A 13,642-nucleotide genomic window follows, 5' to 3' on the forward strand; every position below is an offset into this window, starting at 1 on the left:
GTGCCTGGACGCGGCGAAGTGTATTTTATGCCACATGCAAGATACCAGTATTTGGGATATTTCTTCAAATGCGGGTGGAAAGTATGGAAAGGATTGAAGGGATGCTCCTTTCAGGACAGCTTTGCTGCCCACCACGGCGTATGTCCTCCAAAAGGAAAGAGGGTTCAGCCGAAGCGGTACCCTCTTTTCCCCAACCCTCTTCCGCTGGGAGGAGAGGGCGTGAAGCCGCCGTCATCGCAGGCGGCTTTGGCGCATGCAGCCTCCTGCCCGACGCTTCAGGCTACCGCCCTGGTGCCGCCATGGGCCCTGGCCAGCCGGAACTGGCTCACCGCATCGGCAAGCTTGTTGGCTTGCTCATGCAGGAAGCCGGCGGCGGCCGACGCTTGCTCGACCAGCGCCGCATTCTGTTGCGTCGTGTTGTCGAGCTGCCCCACGGCCTGGTTGACCTGCATGATGCCGACGCTTTGTTCGCTGCCGGCGGCCGAGATTTCCCGAAGCACCTGCTCGACCTGTTTCACGCTGGCGACGATGCTGTTCATGGTTTCCCCGGCTTCCTGCACCAGGTCCGCGCCCGAATCCACCTTCGCCACCGACTTGCTGATCAAGGCCTTGATTTCCTTGGCGGCCTGCGCGCTGCGTTGCGCAAGGGTGCGGACTTCGCCGGCCACCACGGCGAACCCGCGCCCTTGTTCACCGGCGCGGGCGGCTTCCACGGCGGCGTTCAGCGCCAGGATGTTAGTCTGGAATGCGATGCCGTCGATGACACCGATGATGTCGTGGATCTTGGCCGATGCCGTGGAAATCTCCTGCATCGTGGTCACTACGCGCGCAACGGCTTCGCCCCCCCGGTTGGCGACCTGCGAGGCCGAGGCGGCCAGTGCGCCGGCGCGCACGGCGGCTTCGGCCGAGTTCTGCACGGTGCCGGTGAGCTGGTCCATGGACGCGGCCGTCTGTTCCAGGCTGGCGGCAGCCTGCTCGGTGCGCGATGAAAGATCGATATTGCCCTGGGAGATTTCCGCGGCCGCGGTCCTGACGGATTCGCTGCTGTCGCGGATATCGATCAGGACGGTAGACAGCTTGTCGGCAAACTGATTGAACGAGCGGGCGATCTGGGCGACTTCGTCTTCTCCGTCAGCGGGCAGCCGCTTGGTCAGGTCGCCGTGCCCGGAGCCGATCTCATCCATCGCTTCGTGCACCTGGGACAGCCGCCGGAACGCCGAGGCAGTCATCACGGAGCCCACACCGGCCGCGAGACAAGCCACAACCACCAGCGTCATGAACATGGCCCGCAGCACACTATGCAGACCGGCCAGGGCCTCGCCCTCATCCATGGCGACAACCAGTTCCCAGTCCGAATTCTTCACCGGCTCCGCATGGAGCAGCTTGGCGGCGCCGGCAATCTTAACCGCGAGTGGCTTCTCGGGATCGGCCAGGTTGCCCAGCGCGTTCGTTGTCAACTCGGCGGACAGGTCGGTGGCCGGCTTGAGGTTGAGCTTCGCATCCGGATGCGCAACGATGCGGCCGTTGTTGTCGGCCAGGAAGGCGAAGCTGGCAGGGGTGGGGTGGATGCCTGTCACGATGGAAGTGACGGCATCCAGGTTCACGTCGGCGGCCACGACGGCCTTCAACTCGCCATTGGCCAACACCGGCAGGGCCAGCGTCACCACGAGTTTCTTCGAGGCAATGTCCTCATAGGGTTGCGTGATCACCAGCTTGCCGGTCTTGACGGCAGCCTGGTACCACGGGCGGCCCGTGGGGTCGTAGCCGGCGGGGATGCCAAGGTCGCGGGAGAATACGGCGCGCTTGTCGGGAAAGCCTGCGTAAGCCACGACAAAGCCGCCGGATTTCTCCAGTTGCGTGACTGCGGACATGGGGTCGCTGGCGAGGCTCTCAGGGGAAACGGCTTCCACCATGGCGGCTCTCGCGGTCAGCCACTCAGTGATGGCCTGGGCGTTGCCTTGGGTGATCGTGGCGAGGTTTTGCCTCAGGGCGCGTTCGTCGCTGTGCTTCGTGACAACGTAGGTTATGCCGGTGGATGCCGACAGGGCGGTGACAACAATGGCGACACAGGTCGCCGTAATGCGTGTACGTAGCGAGAGAAGCATGCGCGGTGGGTAGGGGGCGGTTGTGAAAAAAGGCCTCCGACAATTTTGTTGTCGGCCAGCATGCCCTGGCTAACGGAAGGCTGTTGGAGAACTGTAGGGCTGGAGCGGAAATGTGCGGACATTTTGCTGCGCGACGGAATCCTGAGGGCAGGCGCGTGATGAGTTCGTCGCTATTGCGCGTTGAAAACGCTTCCCCTGCCTGTCTGGTGTCCCGGACATTCAGACGTTGGGAAGCCTTGTTCATTTTTTGCGGTCTACGCCCCGGCCGCGCGCTTCTGATATAAAGCCACGCACAGGAATCCAGGCCTCGGATCACGCCGGCGCGGTGTGGCCGGCATGGATGGCATCGGGAAGGAGTCAGATGGAACTGCGCCAGCTTCAGTATTTTGTCCGGGTGGTGGAACTCGGCAGCATGAGCCGCGCTGCGCTCGATCTCGATATGGTGCAGTCCGCCATGAGCCAGCAGATCAGCCGGCTGGAGAGCGAACTCTCGACCCGGCTGCTGCGCCGGACCACGCGCGGCGTCACGCCCACCGAAGCCGGCCTGGCCTTCTTTCGCGAAGCCCAGCTGGCGCTGCGCCATGCGGAGCAGGCCAAGCGCGCCGCCCACCACGCACGGCTGTCCGGCACGGTCAGCGTCGGCCTGGCACCCACCACCGCGTCGGTGATCGGCGTGCCGCTGATGCGCGCCATGCGCGAGCGCTATCCGGATGTGCGCCTGCATATGGTGGAGAGTCTGTCCGGCCACCTCAGTGCCATGCTCAATGCCCGCCAGCTTGACCTCGCCGTCCTGTTCGATACCCATGTGGCGCGGCGGTGGAGCGTGATGCCGCTGCTGGAAGAAACCCTGTTCCTGATCCGCTCGCGCAAGGTGCTGCCTCCCGGCGTCGATGCCGATGCGCCCGCGCGGCTGCGCATGGCGCAGTTGCAGGACGTGCCGCTGATCATGCCCACCGGCCTGCACGGCCTGCGCAGCACCCTCGATGCGGCCTTCTCCCGCGTGAAGATCGTGCCGCAGGTGGTGCAGGAGGTGGATTCTCTCGCCATGCTGATGGACGCGGTCGACCTTGGCTTCGGTGGCACCCTGCAGCCCTGGGCCGCGGTGGGGCGCTATGCCGATGCCCGGCAGCGCTTCCACCTGGCCGAGATCGCCGATCCCAAGGTGCGGCGCCAGAACGTGCTGTGCAGCCTCTCTGACGATGAGCTGGCGCCCGCCGCGCTGGCCTCGCGCGTGGTGCTGGCCGATTGCGCCCGCGAGCTGGTGCGCTCGGGCGCCTGGCGGGGCGCGCGGCTGCGGGGCCGGAGGGCTGAGACGCGGCGGGGCAGGGCCGGGGTATCACGATTCGTGATGCCCCCATGCGATAAGAGGACTTAGCAGCGCGCCGGCGGGCCGCTACATTGCGGGCATCCCCACCGGAACCCCTATCGTGCTTTCCAATATTCGAATCCGGGAGCAGTCCCCGCCAACTTCCTTCAGTCTTGCCGGAGGCATTCGCCCATGATCGATGTCCTGGTCATTGGCGGTGGCAACGCTGCCCTGTGCGCCGCGCTGATGGCGCGCGAAGCGGGCGCCAGCGTGCTGTTGCTCGAGGCGGCCCCGCGCGAATGGCGCGGCGGCAACTCCCAGCACACCCGCAACCTGCGCTGCATGCACAATGCGCCCCAAGACGTGCTGATCGATGCCTATCCCGAAGAGGAGTACTGGCAGGATCTGCTCAAGGTCACCGGCGGCCTCACCGACGAGCGCCTTGCCCGGCTGGCGATCCGCGCCTCCTCCACCTGCCGCGACTGGATGCGCAGCCACGGCGTGCATTTCCAGCCGCCGCTGTCGGGCGCGCTGCATGTGGCGCGCACCAATGCCTTCTTCATGGGCGGAGGCAAGGCGCTGGTCAATGCGTACTTCCGCAGTGCCGAGGCGCTTGGCGTGCAGGTGCGCTACAACGCGGCGGTGGACGCCATCGAACTGGACGGCGGCCGCTTCGTCGCCGCCCGCATTGGCAGCGAGCGCATCGAGGCGCGCAGCTGCGTGCTGGCCGCCGGCGGCTTCGAGTCCAACCGCGAGTGGCTGCGCGAGGCCTGGGGCCAGAACGCCGACGGCGACTGGCCGGCCGACAACTTCCTGATCCGCGGCACGCGTTTCAATATGGGCGTGCTGCTGAAGCACATGATCGCGGCCGGCGCCGACGCCATCGGCGATCCGTCGCAATCGCACTGCGTGGCCATCGACGCGCGCGCGCCGTTGTACGACGGCGGCATCTGCACCAGGGTGGACTGCGTCTCGCTGGGCGTGATGCTCAACCGTAACGCCGAACGCTTCTACGACGAGGGCGAGGATTTCTGGCCGAAGCGCTACGCCATCTGGGGGCGGCTGGTGGCGCAGCAGCCAGGGCAGATCGGCTATTCGATCATCGACGCCAAGGCCGTGGGCCGTTTCATGCCACCGGTGTTCCCGGGCGCGCGCGCCAATACGCTGCCGGAACTGGCGCGCCAGCTCGGGCTGGACGAGGCCACCTTCGTGCGCACCATCGAGGCGTACAACGCGGCCTGCCGCGTCGGCACCTTCGACCACACGGTGCTGGACGACTGCCACACCGAGGGCATCGCACCGGCCAAGACCCACTGGGCGCGGCCCATCGATACCGCGCCGTTCTTCGGCTATGCGCTGCGTCCCGGCATCACCTTCACCTACCTCGGGCTCAGGGTGAACGAGCACGCCGCCGTGCACTTCGGCGGCAAGCCCAGCGCCAACCTGTTCGTGGCCGGCGAGATGATGGCTGGCAACGTGCTCGGCAAGGGCTATACGGCAGGCGTCGGCATGGCCATCGGCACCGCCTTCGGCCGCATCGCCGGCACCCAGGCCGCAGCAGCCGCTCTCGGGCGGCCCGCTCAGAACGCACTACAGGAAGAGCAGCATGCAACATCTTGAAGCGCTGACGCGCGAAGCGGCGGCGCTGGCCCAGGGCGTGCTGCCGCTCACCGGGGACGAGGCCGAGGTTGGCCGCGTCATGCAGATCTGCAATGCCTGCCGCTATTGCGAAGGCTTCTGCGCCGTGTTTCCGGCCATGACGCGCCGGCTGGAATTCGGCAAGGCCGACATCCATTACCTGTCCAACCTGTGCCACAACTGCGGCGCCTGCTACCACGCGTGCCAGTACGCGCCACCGCACGAGTTCGCGGTCAATGTGCCGCAGGCCATGGCCAGGGTGCGTGCGCAGACGTATTCCGACTACGCCTGGCCCGCCGCCTTCGGTGGCCTGTACCGCCGCGCCGGCCTGGCCACTGCGCTGGCGCTGGCGGCCGGGCTGGCGCTGTTCCTGGTGATGGTGCTGGCGATGCGCGGCAGCCTGCTGCACGCGCCGCTGGCCGGCAACTTCTATGCCATCTTCCCGCACAACCTGCTCGCGGCGATGTTCGGCGTGGTGTTCGCCTTCGCCGTGGCGGCGCTGGGCGTGGGGGTGGCGCGCTTCTGGCGCAAGGTGTCGCCCGGCGAGGTCGAGGGCGAGAAACGCGGTCCGGCCATCGGCGGCGCGGCGCACGACGCGCTGCGGCTGCGCTACCTCGATGGCGGCCACGGGCAGGGCTGCAACAACGCGGACGACGCGTTCACCCTGTGGCGCAGGCGCTTCCACCATTTCACCTTCTATGGCTTCATGCTGTGCTTTGCCGCCACGGCGGTGGCCACGCTGTACCACTACCTGCTGGACCTGCACGCGCCGTATGCGCCGGGCAGCTTGCCGGTGCTGCTCGGCACGGCAGGCGGTATCGGCCTGCTGGTTGGTCCCGCCGGTTTGCTCTGGCTCAACCTGAGGCGCGATCCGCGCACAGGCGACGCGGCCCAGAAGCCGATGGACCGGGGCTTTATCGCGCTGCTGTTTTTCACCAGCCTGACCGGTCTGGCGCTGCTGGCGTGGCGCGATACATCGGCCATGGCGTTGCTGCTGGCAGTGCACCTGGGCGTGGTGATGGCACTGTTCCTGACCCTGCCTTACGGCAAGTTCGCGCACGGCATCTATCGCAGCGCGGCGCTGCTGAAATGGAATATCGAGAAACGCCGGCCGGGCAACCTGTCGCTCGGCTCGGACTGAAATCTGCGGCCGCGCTCCTCGCCCCAGGCAACGTATTGCCCGGCCCGCGGCGCATTGCGTGCCGGCGGCGTTGCCTGCACAGGAAGCAGCAGCGTCGCCGGCCACCCCCATTGCCGCAGCGACTGCCACCTCATTCCTCCCCCCGATACCCGTTCGAATACACGATATACACAGGAGACATCCATGAAGCGAATCCGCACCTTTGGCATCTCGGCGTGCGCGCTGGCAGCGGCCATGCTTGCCCTGCCAGCCGGCGCCCAGGAGTATCCGGCCAGGCCAATCACCCTGGTCGTGCCGCACCCCGCAGGCGGGACATCCGACATCCTTGCCCGCACCGTTGCCGCGGAGATCGGCAAGACCCTCGGGCAGACCGTGCTGGTGGACAACCGGGGCGGGGCCAACGGCACAATTGCCGCCAAGCAGGTTGCGCAGGCCGCGCCAGACGGCTACACCTTGTTGCTGGCCACCGCCAGCACGCACGGCATCAATCCCACGCTGTACCGGAAGATTTCCTATGATGCGGCGAAGGACTTCGCGCCCGTCGCGCTGCTGGCCACCGTGCCGAACGTGCTGGTGGTGGGCAAGCGCGTTCCGGTCCGGAACCTGTCTGAGTTGACCCGCTACATCAGAGCGAAGGCGGGAGGGGCCAATATGGGTTCGGCCGGCGCCGGCACGCCGGGGCATCTGGCGGGCGAGATGTACAAGAATGAGGCGGCGCTGTCATTCCTGCATGTACCGTACAAGGGCGGCGCGCCAGCCATTACGGATCTGGTTGGCGGGCAGATCGATTTCATGTTCACCACGTTGCCGGCCGTGCTGCCGCATATCAAGGCGGGTGCGGTGCGGGCACTGGCCGTGACCTCGCCGGCGCGCAGTGCGGCGCTGCCCGCCGTGCCCACCATGGCGGAATCGGGGCTGCCGGGTTTCCAGGCCGTTTCCTGGCATGGCGTGGTGGCGCCTGCCGGTACCCCGCCGGCGGTGCTGGACAAGTTGAGCAAGGCGATTGCCGCAACGCTGGTTGTGCCAGAGGTAAGGAAGCGGCTGGCGCAGGAGGGCGCCGAAGCCGGCACGCTTAGCCGGGCGGACTTCGGCAAGTTCATCGTCACGCAGATCGGCACCTGGGGCAACGCCGTCAGGTCGTCCGGAGCCGGCGTGGACTGATGCCCGTGTGACCGGCGCCGCGGCCTGGCCGCGGGCCTTCTTGCGCTGACTCCGCTTAGCGCGGCGTGAAGGTGGGCATGGGCGGCCCATCCTCCGTCGGCGTGAACACGAGTTTCACTTCCTGCCCGATACGCACGGTATCCAGGTCGCAATCCACGATGTTGGTCATCATGGTCACGCCCTCTTCCAGCGCCACATAGGCGATGCAGAAGGGCGTGGGACCCGCGCGGCGCGTGACGCTGAACGAATAGATGGTGCCGCGGCCGGAAGCCTGTTTCCATTCGGTCTCGCCCATGCAGAACGGGCACAGCGTGCGCGGGTACCAGTGCGGCTTGCCGCAGGACTTGCAGTGCTTGACCAGCAGGCGGCCCTCACGTGCGGCTTCCCAGAACTCGGTATTGTCCGGCGCGACTTGCGGCGACTTGAGGGGAGTGGCTGTGTAAGGTGTGCTCATCTTGTTACTCCCGTTCCATGATCAAGGTGGCGCTGCCATGGCGCGAGCCGAGATAGCCGCCGGTGCCCTGGGCCAGCGCCAGGTCGCAGTTCCTGACCTGCACGGCCGGGTGCGCTTCGCCGCGCAACTGGCGCACGGCCTCGATCACCTTGGTGATGCCGCCGCGGTTGGCGGGATGGTTGTTGCACAGGCCGCCGCCGTCCGTATTGAAGGGCAGCTTGCCCACGCCGGAAATCAGGTTGCCGTCGGCCACGAACTTGCCGCCTTCGCCCTTCTTGCAGAAGCCCAGGTCTTCCAGCTGCATCAGCACCGTGATGGTGAAGCTGTCGTAGATCGAGGCGTATTTGATATCGGACGGCCGGATGCCGGCTTCTTCAAAGGCGACCGGGCCCGAGATGGCGGCGCCCGACCAGCTCAGGTCGACCATGCCGCAGAGCTGGCCCTTGACGGCCTCGCCGGCGCCGAGGATCTTGACCTTGGGGCGCTTGAGCCTGGCGGCGATTTCCGGACGCGCCACGATGAGCGCGCCGCCGCCGTCGGACACCACGCAGCAGTCGAGCTTGCGGAGCGGATCGGAGATCATTGCCGAGTTCAGCACGTCGTCCACCGTCACCACATCGCGCAGCATGGCGTGGGGATTGTGCTGGGCATGATGCGACGCTGCGACCTTGATCCACGCCAGCTGCTCGCTGGTGGTGCCGTACTGATACATATGGCGCATTGCCACCATCGCGTACAGATTCACCGTAACCGGGTTGAACGGCGCCTCGAACGGCTGGTCGGGCAGGTTGGCGCCCCAGTTGCGCGCCTGCGTGCCGCTCGACCCTTCCGAGCGCGGCCGCCCCGCCAGCGTGATCAGCGCCACATTGCACTTGCCGGCGGCGATGGCCTGCGCGGCGTGCGACACGTGGACGAGGTACGCCGAGCCGCCGGTGTCGGTGGAGTCGACGTGGCGCACCTTCAGGCCGAGGTAGTCGACCATGTTGAGCGCGCCGAGGCCGGGCGCGTCGCCCGCGCAGAAATAGCCGTCCACGTCCTGCAGGCTGAGTCCGGCGTCTTCCAGCGCGCCCTTGGCGCACTCGGCGTGCAGTTGCGCGACGGTCTTGTCCGGTGCCTTGCGGGTCGGGTGCTCGTAGGCCCCGACGATATATGCCTTGCCGTTGATGCTCATGGGTCTCCCTGGTTGTTCGGGGTACTTTGTTGTCCTGCAATCGTCGAATCAATGAATCATGGAATCATCGAATCGGCGAAATGATTAAAACAGATGCTTCGCGTTCTCGCTTGTTGCCGCAAGCTTCGTGCTCAGGGCGCGCGCCCGTACTGTTCGCGCAAGTCACGCTTGAGCACTTTACCAATGGCGTTGCGCGGCAGTTCGTCCGTCAACACCAGTGCGGCAAGCCGCTGCATTTTTTCAAGCCGTCCGTTGACCCAGTCCAGCAGTCCGGCTGTATCGGCCGTGGCGCCCGGCTGCAGCACCACGAAGGCCACTGGCGTTTCGCCCCAGCGTTCCGAGGGCACGCCGACCACGGCCGCGTCGGCGATGTCCGCATGCTCCAGCAGTACCGCCTCGATATCGCTCGGATAGATATTGAAGCCACCGGAGATGACCATGTCCTTCTTGCGGTCCATCAGGACGAGGAAGCCGTCGGCATCGAAGTAGCCGACATCGCCCGTGCGGATGAAGCGCTTGCCGGTGGCATCGAACCACTCGGCCTCAGCGGTCTTCTCCGGATGATTGTGGTAGCCGGACATCATCGCGGGCGAGTGCCCGACGATCTCGCCCGGCGTGCCGGCCGGCGCATCGGCCGGTAACTCCCGGCCATTGTCGTCCAGCAGCCGCATATCGGTATCCGCGGAGGGGCGCCCGACCGTGTGCAACTTGTCCGGATGTTCATGCGCGCGCAGCTCGCACCGCCCGCCGCCCTCGGTCATGCCGTAGTACTCGATCAGCGCGCCGGGCCAGCGTGCCAGCACTTCAGCCTTCAGTGCGGCGGCGAAGGGCGCGCTGGTGCAAAATTTGTAGCGGAACGACGACAAGTCGGTGCGGGCGAAATCCGGATGCGCCAGGATGCGCTGGTACTGCACCGGCACCAGCATGGTGTGGGTGACACGGTGCCTGGCCGCCAGTTCGAGATACTGGCCGGCGTCGAACTTGCGCATCAGCACCACGGTGCCGCCCAGCGACAAGGTGGGAAACAGGCTGACCAGCGTGGTGTTGGAGTACAGCGGGGTAGATAGCAGCGCCACGCTGTCGGGCCCGTAGCCGCCCTGGGTGGCGCGCTGCACGTGCGACGAGCGCATGCCGAAGGGCTGGATGATGCCCTTGGGCACGCCGGTGGTGCCGGACGAGTAGATCAGGTTGAAGGCCCAGTCGGGCTGCACGTCGACGCTCGCCGGGCGCGCGCCCGGGGGTGCCAGCCACTCCGTGAAGGCCAGGCCCGCGCCGCTGTCGTCCAGCGCGATGCAAGGAATCCCGAGTTCGGCTTCCAGCCCTTGCAAGGCGCAGCGCGTGCCGGCGTCGATAAACAGCCGGAGCGCCCCCGAATCCTGCACCATGCCGCGCAGCGTCTCCGGGTTCAGGGCCGGGGACAGCGGCGCCACCGCCACGCCGGCGCGCAGGCTGCCGAGGAAGGCGGCGACGTATTCGATCGAGGTTGCCGCGCAGATGGCCACTGCCCCCTGCGCCGGTACGCCATCGCGCTGCAGCGCGGCGGCGACGTGGTCAGCGAGCCGGTTCAGGCCGGCGAAGTCGATGGTGCGCTGGTCCAGCACCACGGCCGGGTGCCGCGGCCGTAGCGTGGCCTGAGCGTCGACCAGGGCGGCGAGCGGGGTGAAGTCAGTGCTTGTCAGTGACATAGGGCTGCCGTTGTGGCTCTCGGGGTGATCCTGCTTATCGCGTGGCTGGCATGCTGCCTTGTTCTCGTGCCAGGCTGGCGGGCGCAATGCCGGGCGGGCGATGGCTTGCCCGCCGCGCCCGTGGCGCCCGCTGCAGGTACGGAGTGTCGCGCCTTGTGCCGGCTTCGACAATTTGGCTTTTTGGAAGAGGGGCTTGCCGGGAATGGTTGGTGCGGTGCACAAACGGTGCGGAAACGGTGCGCAAGGGGCCGGCGCTGCCTCTCGCATCCCCGCCAAATCACGCTGTTTGCGGCGCTTGCTTAAGCCATCAACCGGTGCCTGATTGTCGTCAAAATGCCCTGGCCACGGGGCGCGCCTTGCGATACAGGATGATGGTGGCCAGCAACCCGCACGCGGCGGCAAAGGACATCCAGTAACCCGGCGCGGCCTTGTCGCCGGTGGCCTCGATCAGGTAGGTCGACACTGCCGGCGTAAACCCGCCGAACACGGCCGTGGCCAGGCTGTAGGCCAGCGAGAAACCCGCCACCCGCACCTCGACCGGCATCACCTCGGTCAGCGCCACCACCATGGCGCCGTTGTACATGCCGAAGAGGCAGGAGAGGCACAGCAGCACCAGCAGCATGCGTTCGAAGCTGGGTGCGCCGGCCAGCCACGATAGCGCGGGATAGGCTGTGGCCAGGGCGATGCCGGAAATCGCCAGCAGGATAGGACGGCGGCCGATGCGGTCGGAGAGCGCGCCGCCAACAGGCAGCCAGATAAAGTTGGAGATGCCCACGCACAGCGTCACCGCCAGGCTGTCGGCGGTGCTGAGCTTGAGCACCGTCTTGCCAAAGGTCGGGGTATAGACGGTGATCAGGTAAAAGGTGGTGGTGGTCATTGCCACCAGCAGCATGCCGGCCAGCACCGTGCGCCAGTTGCGCAGCATGGAATCGAATACCTCGCGCGTGCTGGGATGGTGGCGGCGGGCGCGGAACTCCACGGTTTCCTGCAACGAACGGCGCAGCACGAAAAGGAAAGGCACGATCAGGCAGCCGATAAAGAACGGGATGCGCCAGCCCCAGGTACCCAGTTCCTCGGCGGTCAGCCAGTGGTTCAGGCCAAAGCCGAGCCCGGCCGCCACGATGATGGCGATCTGCTGGCTGGCCGACTGCCAGGCGGTATAGAAGCCCTTGTGGCCCGGCGTTGCCATTTCAGCCAGGTAGACCGAAACCCCGCCCAGTTCGGCGCCCGCGGAGAAGCCCTGCAACAGGCGGCCGGTGAGCACCAGCAGCGGCGCCAGCAGGCCGATGGTGGCATAGCCTGGCACGAGGGCGATCAGGATGGTGCCGCTCGCCATAAGCGACAGCGTCACGATCAGTCCCTTGCGGCGCCCCACCTTGTCGAAATAGGCACCCAGCATGATGGCACCCAGCGGGCGCATCAGGAACCCCGCGCCAAACACGGCGAAGGTCAGCATCAGCGAGGCGAACTCGCTATTGGCCGGAAAGAAAGCGTGAGAGATATAGGTGGCGTAAAAGCCGAACAGGAAGAAATCGAACTGTTCGAGGAAGTTGCCGCTGGTGACGCGCAGCACCGCGCCCAGTCTGGAGGAGTCGAGTGCGGCCGTGCCTGCCATCTCCGCTTGCATCGCCAGTCTCCTTTGGCACGCTGTCCCGGCCATCCGCCGCCAGAGGCGGATGGCCGGCCAGTTGGCCGCGCTTGTGCTGGTCAATATATGCGCTGCAAGCGGCCATTGCCAGCCCGGCGCGTGCCAGCGCCAGTGCTTCGCCACGGCTGGTACGCCCGCTCACGCCCCGCGAAACGCCGCCGGCCGCTTTTCGACGAAGGCGCGGCTGCCTTCGCGCGCATCGAGCGAACCTGCGGCGATCATGAACTGCATGGCTTCCACCGCCAGGCCTTCGTCGATCGGCAGGTTGATGCCTCGCGTGACCGCGCGCAGCGAGGCGGTGACGGCAATCGATGAATGCCGCGCAATCCGGTCGGCTAGCCGCAGGCAGGCGGGCAGCAGGTCAGCGGCATCCACTACCTGATTGACCAGGCCGAACCGCAGCGCGGTGTCCGCGTCGATGGGCTCGCCTGTCAGGATCATTTCATTGGCGCGCTTGCGGCCCACATGGCGCGGCAGGCGCTGGGTGCCGCCGAAGGTGGGCGGGAAGCCCAGCTTGATCTCGGGTTTGGCAAAGGTAGCGTGCCCGGCCGCGATGGCCAGGCTGCAGGCTTCCACGGTCTCGCAGCCGCCGCCGAAAGCCAGGCCGTTGACCGCCGCGATGACCGGCTTGGGGAAGGCTTCGATGCGCCGCGTCATGGCCTGTCCCCGCTGCAGGAAGCTGCGCAGCGCCTGTTCCGGCGAAGCCGCGATGTCCGGCGCGAAGCCTGCAATGTCGGCGCCCGCGCTGAAGGCGCGCGTACCGCTGCCGGTAAGGATGACGCAACGCACGGCGGGGTCGGCCTCAAGAGCATCGAGCCTGTCCATCAGCGCATCGATGAGCGGATAGCTCAGGGCGTTAAGCTTGCCGGGGCGGTTCAGTGTCAACAATGCATGCTGGCCGAGTTGTTCGTATTGCACCAGGTCTTTTGCGTTGGCCATGTCGGTAATATCGGTCATGTTGGCATCCCTTGCTTGTCCTCATTGTCTTGGCTGGATGGATCCGTGCTGGCGCAGGCTATGCGAAATGGTCAGGCCGTTGCGCGAACGGCGATGCGTGCCGGGCGGCCGCGAAAGCTGGAAACAAAGACCACCGCCTCCCGCCCGGCGCAAAAGCATTCGCCGCATGCCAGTATCGTGTCGCGGCCAGCCGCTTCCAGCGCGGCAGACTGCTGCGTGAGCCACACCATGCCCTCCGTGCAGATCAGGTAAGATCCCATTCCGAGCGGGATCCGCAGCGGGTCCGGGCCGAGGATCCAGTTGCCTTGCGTAGTACTCACGATAGCCTCCTGGCGAGCGCGCCAATTTCTGGAGCGGTGCTTGCATTCTTGCCGGG

The 13,642-nt window shown here is 66.5% G+C and carries 11 protein-coding genes; 4 read left to right on the forward strand and 7 right to left on the reverse strand.

Annotation, left to right across the window (positions count from 1 at the left end):
- Positions 1–275: 275 nt before the first annotated feature.
- Entirely contained in the window at positions 276–2,105 is a 1,830-nt protein-coding gene (locus tag ACZY0R_RS15220) for a methyl-accepting chemotaxis protein (RefSeq protein WP_488859178.1), read from the reverse strand.
- A gap of 361 nt (positions 2,106–2,466) precedes the next feature.
- Here ACZY0R_RS15220 and ACZY0R_RS15225 point away from each other — a divergent pair, with 361 nt between their 5' ends.
- The 4 genes from ACZY0R_RS15225 to ACZY0R_RS15240 all read left to right on the forward strand — a co-directional run bounded on the left by ACZY0R_RS15225 (position 2,467) and on the right by ACZY0R_RS15240 (position 7,351).
- Positions 2,467–3,480 (forward strand): LysR family transcriptional regulator, encoded by a 1,014-nt coding sequence (locus ACZY0R_RS15225; RefSeq protein ID WP_488859179.1) that lies wholly within the window; start codon positions 2,467–2,469, stop codon positions 3,478–3,480.
- A gap of 123 nt (positions 3,481–3,603) precedes the next feature.
- Positions 3,604–5,031, forward strand: a complete 1,428-nt coding sequence (gene tcuA, locus ACZY0R_RS15230; protein ID WP_488859180.1) for an FAD-dependent tricarballylate dehydrogenase TcuA — start codon at positions 3,604–3,606, stop codon at positions 5,029–5,031.
- Positions 5,018–6,190: a tricarballylate utilization 4Fe-4S protein TcuB gene (gene tcuB / locus ACZY0R_RS15235; protein ID WP_488859181.1), complete on the forward strand. Its 1,173-nt coding sequence runs from the start codon at positions 5,018–5,020 to the stop codon at positions 6,188–6,190. Before tcuA ends, tcuB begins: the two co-directional genes overlap by 14 nt.
- A 183-nt stretch (positions 6,191–6,373) precedes the next feature.
- Positions 6,374–7,351, forward strand: coding sequence for a Bug family tripartite tricarboxylate transporter substrate binding protein (locus tag ACZY0R_RS15240; protein WP_488859182.1), 978 nt, complete (start codon positions 6,374–6,376; stop codon positions 7,349–7,351).
- A 55-nt stretch (positions 7,352–7,406) separates the two neighbouring features.
- On the opposite strand, the gene ACZY0R_RS15245 is transcribed toward ACZY0R_RS15240, so the two are convergent.
- From ACZY0R_RS15245 to ACZY0R_RS15270, 6 genes are all read right to left on the reverse strand, one after another.
- The gene (locus ACZY0R_RS15245) at positions 7,407–7,805 is read right to left on the reverse strand and encodes a Zn-ribbon domain-containing OB-fold protein (RefSeq protein ID WP_488859183.1); all 399 of its coding nucleotides are present in this window, start codon (positions 7,803–7,805) and stop codon (positions 7,407–7,409) included.
- A gap of 4 nt (positions 7,806–7,809) precedes the next feature.
- Positions 7,810–8,976 carry a thiolase domain-containing protein gene (locus tag ACZY0R_RS15250; protein WP_488859184.1) on the reverse strand — a complete coding sequence of 389 codons (1,167 nt, stop codon included), beginning with the start codon at positions 8,974–8,976 and terminating at the stop codon, positions 7,810–7,812.
- Between the two features lie 131 nt (positions 8,977–9,107).
- Positions 9,108–10,661 carry a class I adenylate-forming enzyme family protein gene (locus ACZY0R_RS15255; RefSeq protein WP_488859185.1) on the reverse strand — a complete coding sequence of 518 codons (1,554 nt, stop codon included), beginning with the start codon at positions 10,659–10,661 and terminating at the stop codon, positions 9,108–9,110.
- Between the two features lie 328 nt (positions 10,662–10,989).
- Complete coding sequence (locus ACZY0R_RS15260; RefSeq protein ID WP_488859186.1) at positions 10,990–12,288, reverse strand: MFS transporter; 1,299 nt, start codon at positions 12,286–12,288, stop codon at positions 10,990–10,992.
- A gap of 159 nt (positions 12,289–12,447) precedes the next feature.
- Positions 12,448–13,266 carry a crotonase/enoyl-CoA hydratase family protein gene (locus ACZY0R_RS15265; RefSeq protein ID WP_488859187.1) on the reverse strand — a complete coding sequence of 273 codons (819 nt, stop codon included), beginning with the start codon at positions 13,264–13,266 and terminating at the stop codon, positions 12,448–12,450.
- A 71-nt stretch (positions 13,267–13,337) separates the two neighbouring features.
- Positions 13,338–13,586 carry a hypothetical protein gene (locus tag ACZY0R_RS15270; RefSeq protein WP_488859188.1) on the reverse strand — a complete coding sequence of 83 codons (249 nt, stop codon included), beginning with the start codon at positions 13,584–13,586 and terminating at the stop codon, positions 13,338–13,340.
- Between the last annotated feature and the right edge of the window lie 56 nt (positions 13,587–13,642).

The organism is Cupriavidus sp. F041 (assembly GCF_057814235.1).

Excerpts from the sequence above, each read along its gene's own strand:
- ACZY0R_RS15220 (WP_488859178.1), bottom strand. The coding sequence starts at position 2,105 with ATGCTTCTCTCGCTACGTACACGCATTACGGCGACCTGTGTCGCCATT.
- ACZY0R_RS15225 (WP_488859179.1), top strand. The coding sequence starts at position 2,467 with ATGGAACTGCGCCAGCTTCAGTATTTTGTCCGGGTGGTGGAACTCGGC.
- tcuA (WP_488859180.1), top strand. The coding sequence starts at position 3,604 with ATGATCGATGTCCTGGTCATTGGCGGTGGCAACGCTGCCCTGTGCGCC.
- tcuB (WP_488859181.1), top strand. The coding sequence starts at position 5,018 with ATGCAACATCTTGAAGCGCTGACGCGCGAAGCGGCGGCGCTGGCCCAG.
- ACZY0R_RS15240 (WP_488859182.1), top strand. The coding sequence starts at position 6,374 with ATGAAGCGAATCCGCACCTTTGGCATCTCGGCGTGCGCGCTGGCAGCG.
- ACZY0R_RS15245 (WP_488859183.1), bottom strand. The coding sequence starts at position 7,805 with ATGAGCACACCTTACACAGCCACTCCCCTCAAGTCGCCGCAAGTCGCG.
- ACZY0R_RS15250 (WP_488859184.1), bottom strand. The coding sequence starts at position 8,976 with ATGAGCATCAACGGCAAGGCATATATCGTCGGGGCCTACGAGCACCCG.
- ACZY0R_RS15255 (WP_488859185.1), bottom strand. The coding sequence starts at position 10,661 with ATGTCACTGACAAGCACTGACTTCACCCCGCTCGCCGCCCTGGTCGAC.
- ACZY0R_RS15260 (WP_488859186.1), bottom strand. The coding sequence starts at position 12,288 with ATGCAAGCGGAGATGGCAGGCACGGCCGCACTCGACTCCTCCAGACTG.
- ACZY0R_RS15265 (WP_488859187.1), bottom strand. The coding sequence starts at position 13,266 with ATGACCGATATTACCGACATGGCCAACGCAAAAGACCTGGTGCAATAC.